Source organism: Ralstonia sp. A12 (assembly GCF_000801955.1).
GTDB lineage: Bacteria > Pseudomonadota > Gammaproteobacteria > Burkholderiales > Burkholderiaceae > Ralstonia.
Genome location: NZ_JSZO01000001.1, coordinates 499,320 through 518,338, shown reverse-complemented (window position 1 = coordinate 518,338; position 19,019 = coordinate 499,320). Strand labels below are relative to the sequence as shown.

Sequence of the window (19,019 nt, the reverse complement as noted above, 5' to 3'; positions counted from 1 at the left end):
ACCAGCCGGTGAAAACCGGGCTGTTTTCGCAAGCCTGTCGCGTTTCCCCAACTTTGCCAGATGGCTCCACGATGAACCTTGCCCGCTTTGATCTCGTCACCCTCGGCCTGTTTGTGGCGGTGGCCCGGCTGGGCAGCATTTCCGCTGGGGCGCGGCAATCACACTTGGCGGTGGCCGCGGCAAGCAAGCGGATTTCCGACCTGGAGGCCGCCGTGGGCGCGCCACTGCTGTATCGCCATGCCGCCGGCGTGGAATTGACCGAGGCGGGTCAAGCCTGCTTCCGCCACGCCGTGGGCATTCTGCAGGACGTCGAGCGCATGGCCGGTGCGCTGTCGGACTTTGCGGCAGGCACGCGCGGGCAGGTGCGCGTGTGGGCCAACACATCATCGATCACGCAGTTTCTGGCTGACGACCTGGCCGCCTTCATGCTGGCCAACCCGGCCATCCGCATTGCGCTGGAAGAACAGGACAGTGGCGATATCGTTGCCGCGTTGCGCGAGAACCGCGCAGACCTCGGGATTTTCGCCGCCGGCACGCCGTGCGATGGGCTGCAATCGTTCGATTACCGCGAGGACGATCTCGCCCTCGTCACGCCGCGCAGCCATCCGCTGGCCGGTCGCAAGCAGGTGAGCTTTGCCGATGCGGTGGAGTTTGATTTCGTCAGTCTGCCGCCGGGCACCTCGCTGGCCGCGCAATTGCTGGAAGAGAGTCAGCGCCTGGGTAAGCCGCTGCGCTTGCGGATTCAGGTGCGCAGTTTTGAAGCGGTTTGCCGCATGGTGGCCTCAGGGCTGGGCGTCGGTGTGTTGCCGCGCATTGCAGCACAGGGGCACGTGTCGAGCCTGCACGGCGCGGGCCTCGCGCTGGTACCGCTGCAAGACGATTGGGCGCATCGCCGCCTGCTGGTCGGCGTGCGCGATCCGGATGCGCTCACCAGCTCTGCGCGTCTGTTGATGACGCATCTACTCGGCAATCCTGCTGCACTCTGAATTCAACGTTCTTGATACGACCATGTCGACACAGGTTTTGCAGAACATCCGCGTGCTCGAGCTCGGGCAATTGATTGCCGGGCCGTTTGCCGCCAAGACGCTCGCCGATTTCGGCGCGCAGGTTATCAAGATCGAACCGCCGGGGCAGGGTGATCCGCTGCGCAAATGGCGAATGCTGCATGAGGGCACCTCGGTCTGGTGGGAGGCGCAGTCGCGCAACAAGCAGTCCGTCTGCGTCGACCTGCGTGTGCATGAAGGCCAGGATGTCGTGCGCAAGCTCGCCAGTGAAGCCGATGTGCTGATCGAAAATTTCCGCCCCGGCACGATGGAGAAATGGGGCCTGTCATACGAAGCGCTGTCCGCCATCAACCCGAAGCTGATCATGCTGCGCGTGTCGGGCTACGGCCAGACCGGCCCCAAGCGCGATGAGCCGGGCTTCGCGGCCATTGCGGAGGCCATGGCGGGCCTGCGCTACCTGACCGGTGAGCCGGGGCGTCCTCCCGCACGCGCTGGCCTGTCGCTGGGCGACACGATTGCAGGTCTGCACGGCGCGCTGGGCGTGCTGCTCGCGCTGTATGAGCGCGATGCGCGCGGCGGCAAGGGGCAGGTGATCGACGTGGCGCTGTATGAGTCCGTCTTCAACCTGACGGAGAGTCTGCTGCCAGAGTACTCGGTGTTTGGTGCGATTCGCCAGCCGGCGGGTGGGGCGTTGCCGGGCATTGCGCCGTCCAATGCGTACCGCTGCGCGGGCGGCGAGTATGTGCTGATTGCCGCCAATGGCGACAACATCTTCCGCCGCCTGATGCAGCGCATGGGCCGGCAGGATCTGGCTGACGATCCAGGCCTTGCGCGCAACGACGGCCGTGCCGCTCGTGCGGAAGAGATCGACGCCGCCATCAATGCTTGGACTGGCACATTGCCCATTGCCGAAGTCCTGACTGCGCTTCAAGAAGCCGAAGTACCCAGCGGCCCGATCTACACCGTCGCCGACATTGCCGCGGACCCGCACTACCGCGCGCGTGGCGTCATTGAGACTGTGCGGGCGCAGTCGGGCATCGATGTGGAGATGCCAGGCGTGGTGCCCAAGCTTTCCGGCACGCCGGGTGCCGTGCAGGCCAGCGCGCCACGCCTGGGCCAGCACACGCGCGACGTGCTGCGCAGCCATGGCCTGACCGATGCACAGATCGACGCGCTGGCCGCGCAAGGCGTGATTGCCGAGGCCGCAGGCTAAAGAGCTAGGACGATCCCGCATGTTGTGTGGCGAATCGTTGCGGTAATATCGCCGCCAAGGCAGTGAATGCCATAAAAGGTAATCCAGGAGACAAGCATGGGGACACGAGGCATCAGCCGCTGGGCAAAATGGATGGGCGCAGCAATGTGCGCAACGAGCCTGCTGGCCGCCAGCCCCGCCGTGCTGGCGCAGGGCAAGCCTGAGAAGAGCAAGGTCACCGTCGCCGTGGGCGGCAAAGCCTTGTTCTACTACCTGCCGCTGACGATTGCCGAGCGCCTGGGCTACTTCAAGGACGAAGGCCTGGATGTCGAGATCGTCGACTTTGCCGGCGGAGCCAAGGCACTGCAGGCAGTGGTGGGCGGCAGCGCCGACGTGGTGAGCGGCGCTTACGAACATACGCTGGTGCTGCAGGCCAAGGGCCAGATGTATCAGGAGTTCGTGTTGCAGGGCCGTGCCCCGCAGATCGTGCTGGCCGTCAACAACAAGACGATGCCCAACTACAAGTCGATTGCCGACCTGAAAGGCAAGAAGATCGGCGTGACGGCGCCGGGCTCGTCGACCAACATCATGGTCAACTACGTGCTGGCCCGTGCCGGCATCAAACCGAATGAGGTGTCGATCATCGGTGTGGGCCCGAGCAACGGCGCCATTGCCGCCGTGCGCGCCGGGCAGATCGATGCGCTGGCCAACCTGGACCCGGTGATGTCGATGCTGACGCAGAAGAACGAAGTGCGCGTCATCTCCGATACCCGCACGCTGGCCGATACCAAGGCGGTTTTCGGCGGCAACATGCCGGCCGGTTGCCTGTATGCCTCGACGGCGTTCATCCAGAAGAATCCGAACACCACGCAGGCGCTGACCAACGCCATGGTGCGCGCGCTCAAGTGGCTGCAGAAGGCGGGCCCGTCGGACATCGTCAAGACCGTGCCGGAAGCCTACCTGCTGGGCGACCGCGCGCTGTATCTGGCCGCGTGGGACAAGGTGCGTGAGGCCATCTCGCCGGATGGCGCAATGCCTGCCGACGGCCCGGCCACGGCGCTGCGTACGCTGTCGGAATTCGATGCGGAAGTGAAGGGCAAGCAGATCAAGCTCGACCAGACCTTCACCAACACCTTCGTGCAGAAGGCCAACGCTAAGTACCACTGAGTCCAGCAGACTTCCATCCTGCGCCCGGTTTAGCCGGGCGCATTGCTTTCTTGGTAGCCATCAGGCAGACACCATGTCCCACCCCGCACTTTCGTTCGATCAGATCACCTGCACCTTCATCTCGCCCGACAAACCGGGTCAGCGCTACACCGCCGTGCAGAACACCACGCTGGACATCCAGGCGGGTGAGTTCGTCTCGGTGGTGGGCCCGACCGGCTGCGGCAAGTCCACCTTGCTGAACCTGGCGGCGGGGCTGTTGCAGCCGTCCTCAGGGCAGGTGCGCGTGTTTGGCGAGCCGCTTGTCGGTATCAACCGGCGCGCCGGCTACATGTTCCAGGCCGAGGCGCTGATGCCGTGGCGCAGCGCGCTGGACAACGTGCTGGCCGGGCTGGAGTTTCGTGGCACGCCCGACAAGGAGGCGCGTGAACTGGCCATGTCCTGGCTGGCGCGCGTGGGTCTGGCCGGGTTTGAAGACCGCTACCCGCATCAACTGTCGGGCGGCATGCGCAAGCGCGTGAGTCTGGCGCAAACGCTGGTGCTCGACCCCGACATCATCCTCATGGACGAGCCGTTCTCCGCGCTTGATATTCAGACGCGCCAGTTGATGGAGAACGAGGTGCTCGACCTCTGGGCCGCCAAGCGCAAGGCCGTGCTGTTCATCACGCACGACTTGGACGAGGCCATTGCCATGAGCGACCGCGTGGTTGTCCTGTCGGCCGGGCCGGGCACGCACCCGATCGGCGAATTCACGATCGATTTGCCGCGCCCGCGCGATGTGGCCGAGATCCGTGACCAAGCCGGCTTCGTCAACCTGCACGCCCGCATCTGGGATGTGCTGCGTGAAGAAGTGCTGAAGGGCTATGCGCAGCATCGCCGTGTGGCCTGAACTGAATTTGAACGATCTCTCTCATGGCTAATCGTCCGCTCTCTCCGTTCACGCTACGCGCCTGGCAGCTTGGGCTCCTGGTCGTCACGCTGGCCGTCTGGCACTTCGCCACGCGCTCGCAAGACGTCGCATTCTTCTTTGGTGAGCCACTCATCGTCGCCCAGCGCATTTGGGCATGGTTCGTGACCGAAGGCGATATCTATCAACATCTCGGCGTCACGCTGGCCGAAACCGTGCTGGCCTTCGTCATCGGTACGGCCACAGGCTTGGGCGCCGGGCTATGGCTGGCACTGAGTCCCGCCGTGTCTGCAGTGCTCGATCCGTACATCAAGGCTGCCAACTCGATGCCGCGCGTGATTCTGGCGCCCATCTTCGGCGTGTGGTTCGGGCTGGGGATCTGGTCGAAGGTCGCGCTGGCGGTGACGCTGGTGTTCTTCATCGTGTTCTTCAACGTCTACCAGGGCGTGAAGGAAGTGAGCCCGGTGGTGCTGTCCAATGCGCGCATGCTAGGTGCATCGCAGCGGCAACTGCTGCGCTTCGTCTATCTGCCGAGTGCGACGAGCTGGGTGTTCTCATCGCTGCACACGTCGGTGGGCCTGGCGTTCGTGGGCGCGGTGGTGGGTGAGTACCTGGGTTCAGCGCGCGGCGTCGGCTACCTGATCCTGCAGGCCGAAGGCACCTTCGACATCAACACCGTGTTTGCCGGCATCGTCGTGCTGACGGTGTTTGCGCTAGTGCTCGACTGGCTGGTCGGTCTGGTGGAGAAACGCTTGATGCGTTGGCAGCCCAAAACCGGCGAGACCGAAAAGCTATGAACCCCTAGGCATCACATCAACCCTGCTATGAGAAGGGTCATGCAACTAGACGGTCGGTCTACTACAATCCGATTCACCATGAGCAAGCACCCCGAACCCGTCACCGCTGAAGGCGCCGAAGCCCGGCACGACACCCGCGACCGTATTCTGGACGCCGGTGCCGAGCTGATCCTCGGGCGCGGCTTCTCGGCCGTCGGGCTGGCGGAAATCCTTGGCCGCGCGCAAGTGCCCAAGGGCTCGTTCTATTACTACTTCGGTTCCAAGGAAGACTTTGGCGTCGCGATGCTGGAGCGGTATTTCCAGGATTACGACGCTGGCGTCGTCAGTCTGTTCAACGACACGCGCATGACCGCACGTGAACGGCTGCTGCGCTACTTTGCCGCTTGGATCGACCTGCACGAGCGCAGCGCATGTGAGGTCACGTGTCTGGCGGTCAAGCTCTCAGGTGAGGTGTCTGATCTGTCCGAGCCGATGCGCAAGGTGCTGTCGACGGGGATGACGCGGATGGTGGAGCGTATTGCCGTGGCGGTGGAAGCGGGCGTGGCCGATGGCTCGCTCGCACCGGTGGAAGACGCGCGCAACGTGGCGGAAGGGCTGTACGCGATGTGGATGGGCGGGGCGCTGCTGGCCAAGGCACATCGGTCCATCGCACCGTTTCGGAGCTGCATGGACCAAACCGAAGCGCTGCTGGTCAAGCCGAAACATTGAACACAACCGAATGCACTATCAGCGGGGCACGTTCCTCGCTTTTCTTTTAACCCGGTTCTAGATGACCGGTCGAATAGTTTCTCTTTCTGGAGCGGATATGACCCAACAACTGTTGTCGCCTGTTCAAGTCGGTCGCGCGACCCTCACCAACCGCGTCGTGATGGCGCCGCTCACACGCTCGCGTGCGGGCCAGCCCGGCGACGTGCCGACTGAGCTGAACGTGACCTACTACGCGCAACGCGCCACGGCCGGCCTGATCGTGACGGAAGCCACGCAAATCTCCCGCCAGGGTCAGGGCTACGCCTGGACACCAGGTATGTATACCGATGCGCAGGAAGCCGGTTGGAAGGCCGTGGTGGACGCCGTGCACGCCAAGGGCGGCCGCATCTCGCAACAGCTCTGGCACGTAGGCCGCATCTCGAACACGCTGCTGCAAGAGAACGGTCAGGCGCCGGTCGCGCCGTCGGCCATCGTCGCCAAGGGCGCGCAGAGCTTCGTTGTGCAGCCGGACGGCACGCCTGCCAACGTGCCGACCAGCGAGCCGCGTGCGCTGGCCACGGAAGAAATCCCAGGCGTCATTGCGCAGTATCGCCAAGCCGTGCTGCGTGCACGCCGCGCTGGCTTTGATTTCGTTGAAATCCACGCCGCCAACGGTTACCTGCTGCACCAGTTCCTGTCCACCAACAGCAACCAGCGCACGGACCAATATGGCGGCTCGCTGGAAAACCGCGCACGCCTGATTCTGGAAGTGGTCGACACGGCCATTGCCGAAATCGGCGCCGATCGCGTTGGCATTCGCTTGTCGCCGCACTTTGTCGCGCACGACATTGCCGATGCGGAAGCGGAGACCAGCGCGCTCTACCTCGCACGTGAGCTGACCAAGCGCGGTATCGCCTATCTGCACATCGCCGAGCCGGACTGGGCGGGCGGCCCGGAGCTGTCTACCGAGTTCCGCCGCCAACTGCGCGACGCCTTCAAGGGCGCGCTCATCGTTTGCGGCCAATACAGCGCAGAAGAGGGGGAGCAGATGGTTGCCTCCGGTCTCGCAGATGCAGTGGCGTTCGGCCGTCCGTTCATTGCCAATCCGGATCTGGTGGCTCGCTTCCGCGCCGGGGCCTCGCTCAACAAGCCGGATCGCAACACCTACTACGGCGGCCAGGAAAAGGGCTACACCGACTATCCGACGCTGGAAGAAGCCGCCTGATCGGGCGTCGTACCAACAAAAAAGCCGCGTCGGGGTGTCGCCCGACGCGGCTTTTTTTTCTGGATGGCGGATGCCGCTTACGGCTGGATCACCACCTTGCCCGTCACCTTGCGCGCCGCCATGTCCAGCAGCGCTTGCGTAGTCTGCTCCAGCGGATAGCGCGCCGAAATATGCGGGCGGATCTTGCCCTCCTGCATCCAGCCAAGCATCTGCATCATGTTGGCCAGATTCGCCTTCGGCTCGCGGCGGGCGAATTCGCCCCAGAACACGCCCACCAGCGATGCGCCTTTGAGCAACGCCAGGTTCAGCGGCATCTTCGGGATTTCACCGTTGGCAAAGCCCACCACCAGATAGCGACCGCGCCAGGCGATCGAGCGGAACGCGGGCTCGGCATAAATGCCACCCACCGGGTCATAGATGACGTCCGGGCCCTTGCCGTCGGTCAGTTCCTTGATGCGCTCGCGCAGGTCTTCGGTCGAATAGTTGATCAGCGCATCGGCGCCGTGGTCCTTGCAGACAGCGAGCTTTTCATCGCTCGACGCCGCAGCAACTACGCGCGCACCGAGAGCCTTGCCGATTTCGATGGCAGCGAGCCCGACGCCACCAGCCGCGCCCAGCACCAGCATCGTCTCACCGGCCTTGAGTTGCCCACGATCGACCACCGCATGATGCGACGTACCGTAGGTGAGGGTGAATGCCGCAGCCGTATCGAACGCCATGCCCGGCGGCATCGGCATCACCACCTTGGCCGATGCCTTCACCTGCGAGGCAAACGCGCCCTGGCCGAGGAAGGCGATCACATGGTCGCCCACCTTCACGTGCGACACGCCTTCGCCCACCGCATTGACCACGCCCGCCACTTCCGAGCCCGGCGTGAACGGCAGTTCCGGCTTGAACTGGTACTTGTTCTGGATGATCAGCACGTCGGGAAAATTCACCCCCGCGGCCTTCACGTCGATGACGACTTCACCGGCGCCAGGCGACAGGTCCGGCAGCGTTTCAATCACCAGCGATTCGGGCGGGCCCCAGGTCTTGCAGACGACGGCTTTCATCTTGTGTCTCCTGATCGGTCTTGCGTTGGATTGTTGGCCATCTCGCATGCTTCGTGCGCGATTTCGTCAGGCAGTGTAACCGAATAAAAGCACGGTCGTTCGATTCGATCGTGGGCGATTTTGTGGGCGATGAGATGGGCGGTTTGTCGAGCGATTTTTGTAAGCGTGTACAACGCGCTGGTGAGCACGATTCGTTAACGTTGCTCGGTTACAATCCGCGCCATGCATATTCTTATCGCCAACGACGACGGATACCTCGCACCGGGCCTCGCCGCGCTTCACCGTGCACTCAGTCCGCTGGGGCGCGTGACGGTGGTGGCGCCCGAGCAGAACCACAGCGGCGCATCCAACTCACTCACGCTGCAGCGTCCGCTGTCGGTGTTTGAAGCTACCGATGGTGCCCAGAAGGGTTTCCGCTTCGTCAATGGCACGCCGACGGACTGCGTACACATCGCCCTGACCGGCATGATCGAGGAGAAACCTGACCTGGTGGTCTCCGGTATCAATCAGGGTCAGAACATGGGCGAAGACGTGCTGTATTCCGGCACCGTCGCCGCCGCCATCGAGGGTTATCTGTTCGGCATTCCGTCGATTGCGTTTTCGCAAGTCGACAAGGGCTGGACGCACCTGGACGCCGCCGAGCGCGTCGTCCGCGAGGTGGTGGAGCGTTACCTGTCCGATCCGCTCGAGGGGCAGATGCTCCTCAATGTGAATATTCCGAATCTGCCGTATGGCGAACTGGCTGGCTGGCGTGCCACGCGCCTGGGCAAGCGGCACCAGTCGCAGCCGGTGATCCGCCAGGCCAATCCGCGCGGCGAGCCGATCTTCTGGGTCGGCGCTGCCGGCGATGCCAAGGACGCCAGCGAAGGCACCGATTTCCATGCGGTCGCGCACAGCTTCGTCTCGCTGACGCCGCTGCAGCTCGATCTGACCGACACGGCGCAACTGCGCACTGTGCGCCGTTGGCAGACCCCATGATCGCCACGGCAGCCCATGTCTGAACGTTCGCGCGGCCAGCGCTTTCCCCTGACGCTCGATGCGGTGGTCGAGCGCAAGCCCGTGGAGCGCCAGCGCGAGACGCGCATTTCGTCCGGTGTGAGTGCCGTGTCGAAGCCAACGCCTGCACGCGTGGCGTCGGTCGAGCGCGTGCAGCCTGCGTCGGCACCCGCACCTGCGCCGCAGCGTGTGGCCGGTGTCGATGCTGCGGTCGGTGCCGTCGCGGCGAGCGCCGTACAGGCGCGTACGGCTGCGGCGCATGCTGCTGCGGGGGGGATGGCGTCAGACCGCGCGCGTCAGGCATTGGTCGGCCGTGTACAAGCGGCAGGCGTGAGCGACAAGCGTGTGCTTGCCGCGATCGGCACGGTGCCGCGCCATTTGTTCGTTGACGCCGGCCTGGCCTCGCAGGCCTATGAAGATTCCGCGCTGCCAATCGGTCATCAGCAAACGATCTCGAAGCCTTCGGTGGTCGGTCGGATGATTGAATTGCTGCTGCGCGAGCGCCCCGCGCGTGCACAAAACTTGCCGCTTGCGCGCGTGCTCGAAATTGGAACCGGTTGCGGCTACCAGGCCGCCGTGCTGTCGCAGGTGGCCGACGAGGTGTATTCGATCGAACGCATCCGTCCGCTGCACGAGAAAGCCAAAGCGAACTTGCGGCCACTCCGCGTGCCAAACATCCGTCTGCACTATGGCGACGGCATGTTGGGGCTGCCGAAGGCGGCGCCGTTTGATGCCATCATCCTGGCCGCGGCTGGGATGGAGGTGCCGCAGGCGCTGCTCGACCAGTTGACCATTGGCGGTCGGCTGATCGCCCCGGTGGCGACCGATCGTAGTAGCGGCCCGGCGCAACAGCTCGTGCTGATCGAGCGCCGTAGCCGCTTCCAGTTTCACAGTACCGCGCTTGAAGGCGTTTTCTTTGTCCCTTTAAAATCAGGAACTGTTTAGCATGTTCATTTCCCGGAGTTCCATGAACCCTCCAAGCCCCGCACGCGCCGGCCGGCTTGCCGTGGCGATGGTGTCGGCCGCATTCCTGGCGGCTTGCGCATCCTCCGGCAACCAGGCGCCCGTTCTCGACCGCACCTCGCGTGCCGGTACCACCTCCACCGCCTCGCAAGAGCCGCCGCCCCCTGGCTACTATCGAGTCAAGCGCGGCGATACGCTGTACAGCATCGCCTTGCGCAACGGCCAGGCGCCGCGTGATCTCGTGGCGTGGAACAACATCCCCAATGCGAATCAGATCGAAGTTGATCAGCTGATACGTGTGGTGCCGCCCAACGCCGATGTCAGCAGCAGCGGTGCGGTTGTCACGCCGGTCCGCCCGGGCAACACGAGCGCGCAACCGGTTGATTCCACGTCGACCGCGGCTTCGTCGGGCGCCTCTGCCGGGGCAAGCGATAGCGCAATTGCGCTGGCTTGGCCGGCACGCGGCGCGCTGCTCAATCGCTTCGATGACAAGGCCAACAAGGGCATTGACATCGGTGGCAAACGTGGTGACGCCGTGGTCGCTGCCGACGACGGAAAAGTGATCCACGTCGGACCCTTGCGTGGGTACGGGAATCTTGTCATCATCAAGCACAACGACACGTTCCTGACCGCCTACGGCAACAACGACAAGGTTCTGGTCACCGAGCAATCCACGGTTAAGAAAGGGCAAAAGATCGCCGAAATGGGCAGTACCGATGCGGATCGCGTGAAGCTTCACTTTGAAGTGCGCCGCAACGGTAAGCCGGTCGATCCGATGCGCTACTTGCCGCCTCAATAGAGGAATGCATGCCGCGTCAGAAAGCCGCCACTCCCGCCACCCCCGCCGATGACAACATCGACGCTGCAGATGGCAAGAGCACCCAAAATGGGCGCGCGGGGCGGCGTGCGCGCGGCGCGGCGCAACCTCAGGCGGAAGAGATCGAGGTTGTCGACACGCTGATCGACGACCTGCCAGTCTCCGAGTCTGCAGATGCCAACGACGCTTCTGATAGCGCCGACGAGCCTGACGAAGACGAGGAAGACGCCGAGGAGGCTGAAGAGGCCGCACCGGAAGAGGATTTCCGCAAGGTGCTGCAGGCCGAACTGGCTGCCGATACCGTCCAGCACTATCTCAATCGCATCAGCATCAAGCCGCTGCTGACCCCGGCCGAGGAGTTGCATTTCTCGACGCTGGCCAAGGCGGGCGAGTTTGCCGCGCGGCAGGTGATGATCGAGCGCAACTTGCGCCTCGTTGTCAGCATTGCAAAGGGCTATCTGAACCGCGGCGTGCCGCTACTCGATCTGATCGAAGAGGGTAACCTCGGCCTGATGCACGCGATCGAGAAGTTCGATCCGGAGCGTGGCTTCCGTTTCTCGACCTACGCTACGTGGTGGATCCGGCAGAGCATCGAGCGCGCCATCATGAACCAGGCGCGTACGGTACGTTTGCCCGTGCACGTGATCCGCGAACTCAATCAAGTGCTGCGCGCCAAGCGCCATCTGGAAAAGAGCGGGGTGGACGGACGTGATGCGAGCCTCGAAGACATTGCACATCTGCTCGGCAAGACCACGGATGAAGTGCAGGATGTGCTCTCGCTCAATGAGCACACAACCTCTCTGGATACGCCGTTCGATCTTGATCCGGGCACCAGCCTGCTCGATTTCTTGTCGGACGAACACGGCGCCTCGCCGGATCAGGAAGTCGCGCATCGGGAGCTGTCGCAACTGATGAAGTCGTGGCTGGCGCGCTTGTCTGACAAGCATCGCTACGTGGTCGAGCGCCGTTTCGGCCTCAACCATATCGAACCCGCTACGCTCGAGGAGCTGGCCGCCGAGATGGGCCTGACGCGTGAACGCGTGCGCCAGATCCAGCAAGAGGCGCTGGTCAAGCTCAAGCGCCATTTTGCCTCGCAGGGCGTGCGCAAGGACGCGGTGCTGTAAGGCGCAGCTGTCCCGTCTCTTCGATTTCTAATCGTCGTTACACAGTTCCAGCAGCATCGGTTGATGATCCGATGCCTGCGTGGCGCTGTTTACCTCTACGCGTAGCACGCGCGCTTTCAATGGTTCGCTGATCAGCATGTAATCGCATGCGTAGGCCGGCTCGATCCAATCAGTGCGGTCGTGTACGCCGAAGGTTGGCGGCTGCGGTGTCGAGCCGTGTGCAATTTCCCATGCATCATGCAACGCCGGTTCTCGCGAAAACGGAACGGTGGCCAGGCGCTTGGGCGTGGAATCTGGCTTGCAGTTGAGGTCGCCACAGATGATTGTTGCGGTGGTTTGCACGAGTGGGCGGAACGGTCCGGTGTCCGGTTCAGGACCGAGCACGGGTGGATGAATCGCGCGGGCGCAACCTTCTGCATGAATTGCCCGCAGCGCATCGATCTGCGCCAATCGCTGGACTTCGGAGTAATACTCCAGATGTGTCGTGACGACGCGCAGTGGCCCGAATACGGCCTGCACGATCGCCTCGATGGCCATGCGTGGCATGACCGGCGTGGCATCAGGCGGGCAGGGCAGCGCGTGGCGCATGATGTGGAGCACAGGCAAGCGTGTGGCGATGGCGTTGCCGAAGCGCTGCACGTGTGCGCCGTCGTGGCGCTCCAGCGCAAAACCGCCGATGACGCTGTACTCCGAGCCGAGCGCGTCAGCGAGTTCACCCCACTGGTCGGCGCCCGGATAGCCTGGCAGGTTGCCAAAGCCGGAGGTGACTTCCTGCAGGCAGAGCACATCGAAGTCCGCCATGGCGCGTGCTTCGGCAAGTTGGCGTGCAAGGTCGACGCTCCCATCCGCGCCGCGGCCCCACTGGATGTTCCACGTAAGAATGACGGTGCCCATGCAGGTTCTCCGGTGTCTTACAATGCCGCCCTTGTCCCCAATTTACCCAGGCTCGCCCGTGTCTCAAGCTGCACCCAACGCCATGCCGTCGTCTCCTGATTCCGCAACTGCTGCGCCGGCCAAGGCCCCGCGTGGGCGAAGGAAGCCGGAGATGCCTGTGGCCGGCCCGCTGGAGATCGTCTCGCTAGACGGCGAGGCGCGCGGTATCGGTCGCTTGGCCAACGAGGATGGCACGCCGGGTAAGGTCGTCTTTGTGGAGGGCGCGCTGCCGGGCGAGCTGGTGATGTATCGCAGCCATCGTGTCAAGCCTTCGTACGAGCAGGCGAGCGTGGTGAACATTCTGCGCCAGTCCGCCTCGCGCGTGACGCCGCAGTGCGAGTTCTTTGGCGTGTGCGGTGGCTGCTCGATGCAGCATCTGGATTCGCGCGCGCAGGTCGCCATCAAGCAGCGCGTGCTGGAAGATGATCTGTGGCATCTCGCCAAACTGCGCCCGGACGTTGTATTCCGACCCATTGCCGGGCCGGATTGGGGCTACCGCTACCGTGCTCGTCTGACAGTGCGCCACGTGGCAGCCAAGGGAGGTGTGCTGGTGGGCTTCCACGAGCGCAAGAGCAGTTACGTGGTCGATATGACCTCATGCGAGGTGTTGCCGCCGCACGTGTCCGCGCTGTTGGTGCCGCTGCGGGGGCTAGTGGGGCGTCTTTCGATCTTCCAGCGCATGCCGCAGATCGAACTTGCTGTCGGCCAAGATGTGACGGTGCTGGTGCTGCGCAACCTGGAGCCGCTCACCCCGGAAGACGAGGCTGAATTGCGTGCATTCGCTGATCAGCACAACGTGCAGTTCTGGCTGCAGCCCAAGGGGCCGGACACGGTGTATCCGTTCTACCCGCTGGATCGCGCGCTGACGTACACGCTGCCTGAATTCGGCATCACCATGCCGTTCAAGCCGACGGATTTCACGCAGGTCAATCACCATATCAACCGTGTGCTGATGTCGCGGGCGCTGAAGCTGCTGGGCGCGCAACCCGGCGATCGCTTGCTCGATCTGTTCTGCGGTATCGGCAACTTCACACTGCCGATGGCCACGCGCGCCCGTGAAGTCATGGGTATCGAGGGCAGCGAGGCGTTGACTACGCGCGCGCTCGCCAATGCTCAGCACAATGGGCTGGATGCGAAGACGACGTTCGCTTGCCGCAACCTGTTCGAAGTGACGGCAGACGATATTGCCGCGCTGGGCAAGTTTGACCGCTGGCTGGTCGATCCGCCGCGCGAAGGGGCGCTGGCGGTTTCCAAGGCGCTGGCGGAACTGTCGCAGCGCGGTGGCGAAGCGGCCGATCTACTGCCCAAGCGCATCGTCTACGTATCGTGTAATCCAGCGACGCTGGCGCGCGACGCCGGCTTGCTGGTGCATGAGGCCGGTTACCGGCTGGCAGGCGCGGGCGTGGTGAACATGTTCCCGCACACGTCGCACGTCGAATCGATCGCGGTATTCGAGCGCGACTGATCCGTTATCGCGCGACTCTCACGGGCAAAGAAAAACCGGCGCACCAGGCGCCGGTTTTTTTTTCGCTGCGCTGTCGCCAGCGCGGTGCGGATGCTCAGTTACGATTGCCGCCGAAGATCCCCAGGATCGCCAGCAGGTTCGTGAAGATGTTGTAGACGTCCAGGTAGATTGCCAGCGTGGCGGTCACATAGTTGGTCTCGCCACCGTTCACGATGCGCTGCACATCAAACAGGATGTAGGCCGAGAAGATCGCGATGGCCAGCACCGAGACCGTCAGCATCATCGCGGGCATCTGCAGCCAGATATTGGCCACCGATGCAACGATCAGCACCAGCACGCCCATGAACAGCCACTTGCCCAGGCCCGAGAAGTCACGCTTGCTGACCGTGGCCACCGTCGCCATCACGCCGAAGATGATCGCCGTGCCACCGAACGCCGTCATGATGAGCGCGGCGCCGTTCGAGTAACTGCCCAGCGTGAAGCCGATCAGGCGCGACAGCATCAGCCCCATGAAGAACGTGAAGCCGAGCAGCAAAGCCACACCCAAGCCGCTGTTCTTGAAGCGCTCGATGGCGTAGAAGAAGCCAAAGGCCACCGCCATGAAGATGATGAAGCCCATCAGCGGGCGACCACCCATCAGGTTGAAGCCGGTGGTGACGCCGATCCACGCACCGAGAATGGTGGGGATCATCGAAAGCGCGAGCAGCCAATAGGTATTGCGCAGCACGCGATTGCGGACGGCCAACGCGCCGGCGGTGCCGGAAGCGCCAAAGCCGTACGAGTTGAGTTGGTTGTCCATGCGAACTCCTTGGGTGAATGACATTGCAGACAATACGACGACGCTCCGAATGTGACATCCGAAGTGCGCTTTTGCAAGTCGCATCGTCCTTACTTTGAGGAGGCAGGATGCCATGCGGTTCCAGCGATCAGACGGGAATTGCGCGTAAAAATGCCCATCAGGGGTGACTTCTTGTGCTCCCGGTAAGGCAATCCTAAGGCCCTTGTCCTTGCTGTGTCGCGGGCGGCAGGCAGAGTGATGCATGGGTCGCCTTGCGTCGCAATCGGAAGTCAAGGTGGGTTGCACCGCTTGACATCCAATCCGGCTGCTCCCCGTGTTAGAATCTAACGTTTATCTTTCACGTAACACCTTCATTTTTTGGAGTTTTTAATGGCGATCGAACGCACCCTCTCGATTATCAAACCGGACGCAGTGGCCAAGAATGTCATCGGTCAGATCTACGCCCGTTTCGAAGGCGCAGGCCTGAAGGTCGTCGCGGCCAAGATGATCCACCTGTCGCGCGGCGAAGCCGAGCAGTTCTACGCTGTGCACAAGGAGCGCCCGTTCTTCAAGGATCTGGTTGACTTCATGATCTCGGGCCCGGTGATGGTGCAGGCGCTGGAAGGCGAAAGCGCAATCGCCAAGAACCGTGACCTGATGGGTGCAACCGACCCGAAGAAGGCTGAGAAGGGCACGATCCGCGCTGACTTTGCAGACAGCATCGACGCCAACGCCGTGCACGGTTCGGACGCAGCTGAAACGGCAGCCGTGGAAGTCGCTTTCTTCTTCCCGGGCCTGAACATTTACAGCCGCTAAGCGTCAACACTAGACTGGGATTGGTAGTTTTGGGTTGCAAGTCATGAGCGATGTGGTGAATCTTCTCGATTTCGACGCACAGGGTCTTCTCGCGTACTGCGAGAGCCTGGGGGAGAAGTCGTTCCGCGCCAAGCAATTGCAGCGCTGGATTCACCAGTCGGGCGCGTCCGATTTTGGCGAGATGACTGATCTCGCCAAGTCGCTGCGCGAAAAGCTCGCGACCCGCGCCAACATCCAGGCGCCGGCGGTCATTTCCGATCACCTTTCGTCGGACGGCACGCGCAAGTGGCTGGTCGATGTGGGGCAGGGTAATGCCGTCGAGACGGTCTACATCCCCGAAGAGACGCGCGGCACGCTGTGCGTGTCGTCTCAGGCGGGATGTGCCGTCAACTGCCGGTTCTGTTCGACCGGCAAACAGGGTTTCTCGCGCAATCTCGGCGTGGGCGAGATCATTGGTCAGCTCTGGATGGCCGAATTCGCCATGCGCCAGCAGCTCGGTCGCGGCCCCAAGGACGACCGCGTCATTACCAACGTGGTGATGATGGGCATGGGTGAACCGCTGCTGAATTACGACGCTGTGGTGCCGGCTTTGCGTCTGATGCTGGACGACAACGCGTATGGTCTGTCGCGCCGTCGTGTGACGGTGTCCACTTCCGGCGTGGTGCCGATGATGGATCGTCTCGCGCGTGATGTGCCCGTGGCATTGGCTGTGTCGCTGCATGCGTCCAACGATGCGCTGCGCGATGTGCTCGTGCCACTGAACAAGAAGTACCCGCTGGCCGAGCTGATGGCAGCCTGCCGCCGCTATCTCGAGTTCGCGCCGCGCGATTTCATCACTTTCGAATATTGCATGCTGGATGGCGTCAATGACACCGTCGAGCACGCCCGTGAACTGCTGCGCGTCGTGGCCGACGTGCCGTGCAAGTTCAACCTGATCCCGTTCAACCCGTTCCCCGAGTCCGGGTTGAAGCGCTCAAACAACGAGCAGATCCGCCGTTTCTCGCAAGTGCTGCTGGACGCCGGCATCGTCACCACCATCCGCAAGACGCGCGGTGATGACATCGATGCAGCCTGCGGCCAGTTGGCTGGCGAGGTCAAGGATCGCACGCGCCTGGCCGAGCGCGGCAAGTTTGGCAAGATCGTCGAGATCCCCGTGGTCGGGGCCGACTCCACTCACCGTATGGGTACCGCATGAAGCGTTGGTCGACTGCTGTCAGTCTGGTCTTCACGCTGGCAGCCGCCGGGTGCGCATTGCCGCCGCCGGCTCAGACACAGACACGAGAAGTTACGACAGCCCCCGATCAAAAGGCCGACACCGGCCGCCGGGCTGCGATCCGATTGCAGCTCGCGACGCAGTACCTGGAAGCTGGCCAGGCCGCAACGGCGCTTGAGGAAATCAAGAACGCCATCACGATCGACCCGAACGTGCCGGGTGCGTATCACATCCGTGCGCTGGCTTACATGAGCCTGGGGCAACGCGAGCAGGCCGACGACAGTTTTCGCAGCGCACTGGCGGCAACGCCGCAAGATGGCGATCTGCTGAACAATTACGGCTGGTTCCTGTGCTCGCAGGGTGGCAAGCCTGATCAAGGCATGACAATGCTGCGTCAGGCCATTGAGGCGCCGGCAGCCGGCAGCCCGGCCAAGCCGTGGACCAACCTGGGTGTTTGCCAGATGCGCCAGGGCGATCTGGATGGTGCAGAGAAGAGCCTGACGCGCGCCACCTACATCGACGCGAACAATCCGCTGACCAACATGACGTTGGCGCAGCTCTACTACAAGCGCCGCGAATATTCGCGCGCCATGCCGTTTGTTGAGCGTGTCAACGGTCGCGGCAATCCGACGGCCGAGAGCCTGTGGTTGGGCGCACGCATTGCGCGCCGCGTGGGCGATGTCTCGCAACAGAATGCATGGAGCGCGCAACTGCAGCGCCGTTTCCCCAATGCGCCCGAAGAGGCGGCTTTCGAACGAGGAGCGTGGGATGACTGACCGCGACGTGGCAAGCGCCGCTGACCTTTCTCAAGGTGCCGCGCCTGCCTCGGGTTCGCCCGCGGCCGCATCGCCGGAGCGCGACGATGCGCTGCGCGAGATTGCTGAACGCCTGCGTGCCGGCCGTGAGCGCCAGCGCTTGACGGTCGAAGATCTTGCCACGCGCCTGAAGGTGGCGCCGGGCAAGCTGTTGGCTGTGGAAGCTGCCGATGTGAGCGCGTTGCCTGACATGACGTTCACCAAGGGGCTGATCCGCGCCTATGCGCGTGCTTTGCAGGTGGATGTCGACGACCAGCTTGTCCGACTGAACGTGCGCGCTCAGGTCACCAATATTGGTTTGCGTCCTGAAGGTGGGCTGGGTGAGTCGTTCTCCGACAAGCCGAGCTTTGGCAAGCGTCGCGGTGGCAGCGGTTGGCTCATCGGTGCCTTGGTGGCTGTGGTTGTGGCTGGTGGTGCACTGGCTGGCATGGATCGCCTGAAGCAGTGGTTTGCCGCGCAGACGGCCGCTACGCAGGCCACCGAACCTGCCGCGAAGGAAGTCGCGCCGGCTCAACCGCAACCGGCGCCGGCCGAGGCCGTGCAAGCACCCGCCCCGGCCCAGACAGAAACGCCGGCTGCCTCGATGCCGACGCCGTTGACGCCTGTGGCACCGGTTGCTCCGGCCTCTGGTGTGGTGACCGCGCCGCTGGCGCCGCCGCCCACGCTGCCGCGTTCCGACAACAGCGCTGCACCGGCACCTGTGGCTGATGCTGTTAGCACCAAGCCCGCCGTGATCAACGTCGATGCGCCTGTCGCTGCCGTGCCAAACGCAACCACCAAGCCGGCTGAGTCGGCAACCGGTAGTGGTACGGTCTCGGTGCGTTTTTCGGGCGCGTCGTGGTTCGAGATCAAGGATAAGTCTGGTAAGACGCTTGCTAGCGGCCTGGCCAAGGAAGGTGACGCACGCGACCTGACCGGCACCCCGCCGTTCAAGGTGACCTTCGGCAATGCCGAGGCCGTCGAGTCGCTGACTGTGGGTGGCGCATCGGTCGACATCCAGAAGTACGCCCGCAATCGCGTGGCACGGGCTACGTTGCCCTGAACCGTTTTTGTTGAGCGGCGCGGCGTCTG

Annotated in this window: 19 protein-coding genes; 16 read left to right on the top strand and 3 right to left on the bottom strand. The window is 63.3% G+C overall.

Going from position 1 to position 19,019, the window contains the following annotated elements; all coding sequences use genetic code 11:
- Window positions 1-71 precede the first annotated feature (71 nt).
- From PI87_RS02385 to PI87_RS02355, 7 genes are all read left to right on the top strand, one after another.
- Window positions 72-986, top strand: a complete 915-nt coding sequence (locus tag PI87_RS02385; RefSeq protein WP_039596066.1) for a LysR family transcriptional regulator — start codon at window positions 72-74, stop codon at window positions 984-986.
- A 22-nt stretch (window positions 987-1,008) separates the two neighbouring features.
- Window positions 1,009-2,217, top strand: coding sequence for a CaiB/BaiF CoA transferase family protein (locus PI87_RS02380; RefSeq protein WP_039596065.1), 1,209 nt, complete (start codon window positions 1,009-1,011; stop codon window positions 2,215-2,217).
- A 96-nt stretch (window positions 2,218-2,313) separates the two neighbouring features.
- Window positions 2,314-3,363 carry an ABC transporter substrate-binding protein gene (locus PI87_RS02375; RefSeq protein ID WP_039596064.1) on the top strand — a complete coding sequence of 350 codons (1,050 nt, stop codon included), beginning with the start codon at window positions 2,314-2,316 and terminating at the stop codon, window positions 3,361-3,363.
- A gap of 73 nt (window positions 3,364-3,436) precedes the next feature.
- Window positions 3,437-4,249 carry an ABC transporter ATP-binding protein gene (locus tag PI87_RS02370; protein WP_039596063.1) on the top strand — a complete coding sequence of 271 codons (813 nt, stop codon included), beginning with the start codon at window positions 3,437-3,439 and terminating at the stop codon, window positions 4,247-4,249.
- Window positions 4,250-4,272: 23 nt separating this feature from the next.
- Entirely contained in the window at window positions 4,273-5,064 is a 792-nt protein-coding gene (locus PI87_RS02365; protein ID WP_039596062.1) for an ABC transporter permease, read from the top strand.
- A gap of 78 nt (window positions 5,065-5,142) precedes the next feature.
- Complete coding sequence (locus PI87_RS02360; protein WP_039596061.1) at window positions 5,143-5,772, top strand: TetR/AcrR family transcriptional regulator; 630 nt, start codon at window positions 5,143-5,145, stop codon at window positions 5,770-5,772.
- Window positions 5,773-5,869: 97 nt separating this feature from the next.
- Window positions 5,870-6,976 (top strand): alkene reductase, encoded by a 1,107-nt coding sequence (locus PI87_RS02355; RefSeq protein WP_039596060.1) that lies wholly within the window; start codon window positions 5,870-5,872, stop codon window positions 6,974-6,976.
- Window positions 6,977-7,053: 77 nt separating this feature from the next.
- Here PI87_RS02355 and PI87_RS02350 read toward each other — a convergent pair whose 3' ends face one another.
- Complete coding sequence (locus PI87_RS02350) at window positions 7,054-8,028, bottom strand: NADPH:quinone oxidoreductase family protein (RefSeq protein WP_039596059.1); 975 nt, start codon at window positions 8,026-8,028, stop codon at window positions 7,054-7,056.
- A 222-nt stretch (window positions 8,029-8,250) separates the two neighbouring features.
- Here PI87_RS02350 and surE point away from each other — a divergent pair, with 222 nt between their 5' ends.
- From surE to rpoS, 4 genes are read left to right on the top strand one after another with little or no spacing between them, the layout of a single operon-like run.
- Entirely contained in the window at window positions 8,251-9,006 is a 756-nt protein-coding gene (gene surE, locus PI87_RS02345; RefSeq protein WP_039596058.1) for a 5'/3'-nucleotidase SurE, read from the top strand.
- 15 nt (window positions 9,007-9,021) lie between these two features.
- Complete coding sequence (locus PI87_RS02340; RefSeq protein ID WP_039596057.1) at window positions 9,022-9,969, top strand: protein-L-isoaspartate(D-aspartate) O-methyltransferase; 948 nt, start codon at window positions 9,022-9,024, stop codon at window positions 9,967-9,969.
- A gap of 1 nt (window position 9,970) precedes the next feature.
- Complete coding sequence (locus PI87_RS02335) at window positions 9,971-10,786, top strand: peptidoglycan DD-metalloendopeptidase family protein (protein ID WP_052321364.1); 816 nt, start codon at window positions 9,971-9,973, stop codon at window positions 10,784-10,786.
- Window positions 10,787-10,794: 8 nt separating this feature from the next.
- Window positions 10,795-11,928, top strand: coding sequence for an RNA polymerase sigma factor RpoS (rpoS, locus tag PI87_RS02330; protein ID WP_039596055.1), 1,134 nt, complete (start codon window positions 10,795-10,797; stop codon window positions 11,926-11,928).
- A 27-nt stretch (window positions 11,929-11,955) separates the two neighbouring features.
- Here rpoS and PI87_RS02325 read toward each other — a convergent pair whose 3' ends face one another.
- Window positions 11,956-12,822: an endonuclease/exonuclease/phosphatase family protein gene (locus PI87_RS02325; protein ID WP_039596054.1), complete on the bottom strand. Its 867-nt coding sequence runs from the start codon at window positions 12,820-12,822 to the stop codon at window positions 11,956-11,958.
- A gap of 151 nt (window positions 12,823-12,973) precedes the next feature.
- On the opposite strand from PI87_RS02325, the gene rlmD reads away from it, so the two are divergent.
- Entirely contained in the window at window positions 12,974-14,326 is a 1,353-nt protein-coding gene (rlmD, locus tag PI87_RS02320; protein ID WP_039596053.1) for a 23S rRNA (uracil(1939)-C(5))-methyltransferase RlmD, read from the top strand.
- A 94-nt stretch (window positions 14,327-14,420) separates the two neighbouring features.
- Here the strand turns inward: rlmD and PI87_RS02315 are convergent, their stop codons facing one another.
- Window positions 14,421-15,125 carry a Bax inhibitor-1/YccA family protein gene (locus PI87_RS02315; RefSeq protein WP_039596052.1) on the bottom strand — a complete coding sequence of 235 codons (705 nt, stop codon included), beginning with the start codon at window positions 15,123-15,125 and terminating at the stop codon, window positions 14,421-14,423.
- 369 nt (window positions 15,126-15,494) lie between these two features.
- On the opposite strand from PI87_RS02315, the gene ndk reads away from it, so the two are divergent.
- The 4 genes from ndk to PI87_RS02295 are packed head-to-tail and all read left to right on the top strand — an operon-like array spanning window position 15,495 to window position 18,990.
- Window positions 15,495-15,920: a nucleoside-diphosphate kinase gene (gene ndk, locus PI87_RS02310; RefSeq protein WP_039596051.1), complete on the top strand. Its 426-nt coding sequence runs from the start codon at window positions 15,495-15,497 to the stop codon at window positions 15,918-15,920.
- A gap of 43 nt (window positions 15,921-15,963) precedes the next feature.
- Window positions 15,964-17,115: a 23S rRNA (adenine(2503)-C(2))-methyltransferase RlmN gene (gene rlmN, locus PI87_RS02305; RefSeq protein ID WP_039596050.1), complete on the top strand. Its 1,152-nt coding sequence runs from the start codon at window positions 15,964-15,966 to the stop codon at window positions 17,113-17,115.
- A complete protein-coding gene (gene pilW / locus PI87_RS02300) occupies window positions 17,112-17,909 on the top strand; it encodes a type IV pilus biogenesis/stability protein PilW (RefSeq protein WP_039596049.1) in 798 nt (265 codons plus the stop codon). The genes rlmN and pilW overlap by 4 nt, the downstream gene beginning before the upstream one ends.
- Window positions 17,902-18,990, top strand: a complete 1,089-nt coding sequence (locus tag PI87_RS02295; protein ID WP_039596048.1) for a RodZ domain-containing protein — start codon at window positions 17,902-17,904, stop codon at window positions 18,988-18,990. Before pilW ends, PI87_RS02295 begins: the two co-directional genes overlap by 8 nt.
- The last annotated feature ends 29 nt before the right edge of the window (window positions 18,991-19,019 follow it).

Excerpts from the sequence above, each read along its gene's own strand:
- PI87_RS02375 (WP_039596064.1), top strand. The coding sequence starts at position 2,314 with ATGGGGACACGAGGCATCAGCCGCTGGGCAAAATGGATGGGCGCAGCA.
- PI87_RS02295 (WP_039596048.1), top strand. The coding sequence starts at position 17,902 with ATGACTGACCGCGACGTGGCAAGCGCCGCTGACCTTTCTCAAGGTGCC.
- rlmN (WP_039596050.1), top strand. The coding sequence starts at position 15,964 with ATGAGCGATGTGGTGAATCTTCTCGATTTCGACGCACAGGGTCTTCTC.
- rpoS (WP_039596055.1), top strand. The coding sequence starts at position 10,795 with ATGCCGCGTCAGAAAGCCGCCACTCCCGCCACCCCCGCCGATGACAAC.
- PI87_RS02380 (WP_039596065.1), top strand. The coding sequence starts at position 1,009 with ATGTCGACACAGGTTTTGCAGAACATCCGCGTGCTCGAGCTCGGGCAA.
- surE (WP_039596058.1), top strand. The coding sequence starts at position 8,251 with ATGCATATTCTTATCGCCAACGACGACGGATACCTCGCACCGGGCCTC.
- PI87_RS02315 (WP_039596052.1), bottom strand. The coding sequence starts at position 15,125 with ATGGACAACCAACTCAACTCGTACGGCTTTGGCGCTTCCGGCACCGCC.
- rlmD (WP_039596053.1), top strand. The coding sequence starts at position 12,974 with ATGCCTGTGGCCGGCCCGCTGGAGATCGTCTCGCTAGACGGCGAGGCG.
- PI87_RS02370 (WP_039596063.1), top strand. The coding sequence starts at position 3,437 with ATGTCCCACCCCGCACTTTCGTTCGATCAGATCACCTGCACCTTCATC.
- PI87_RS02335 (WP_052321364.1), top strand. The coding sequence starts at position 9,971 with ATGTTCATTTCCCGGAGTTCCATGAACCCTCCAAGCCCCGCACGCGCC.
- PI87_RS02340 (WP_039596057.1), top strand. The coding sequence starts at position 9,022 with ATGTCTGAACGTTCGCGCGGCCAGCGCTTTCCCCTGACGCTCGATGCG.
- PI87_RS02325 (WP_039596054.1), bottom strand. The coding sequence starts at position 12,822 with ATGGGCACCGTCATTCTTACGTGGAACATCCAGTGGGGCCGCGGCGCG.
- pilW (WP_039596049.1), top strand. The coding sequence starts at position 17,112 with ATGAAGCGTTGGTCGACTGCTGTCAGTCTGGTCTTCACGCTGGCAGCC.
- PI87_RS02355 (WP_039596060.1), top strand. The coding sequence starts at position 5,870 with ATGACCCAACAACTGTTGTCGCCTGTTCAAGTCGGTCGCGCGACCCTC.
- PI87_RS02365 (WP_039596062.1), top strand. The coding sequence starts at position 4,273 with ATGGCTAATCGTCCGCTCTCTCCGTTCACGCTACGCGCCTGGCAGCTT.
- ndk (WP_039596051.1), top strand. The coding sequence starts at position 15,495 with ATGGCGATCGAACGCACCCTCTCGATTATCAAACCGGACGCAGTGGCC.
- PI87_RS02350 (WP_039596059.1), bottom strand. The coding sequence starts at position 8,028 with ATGAAAGCCGTCGTCTGCAAGACCTGGGGCCCGCCCGAATCGCTGGTG.
- PI87_RS02385 (WP_039596066.1), top strand. The coding sequence starts at position 72 with ATGAACCTTGCCCGCTTTGATCTCGTCACCCTCGGCCTGTTTGTGGCG.
- PI87_RS02360 (WP_039596061.1), top strand. The coding sequence starts at position 5,143 with ATGAGCAAGCACCCCGAACCCGTCACCGCTGAAGGCGCCGAAGCCCGG.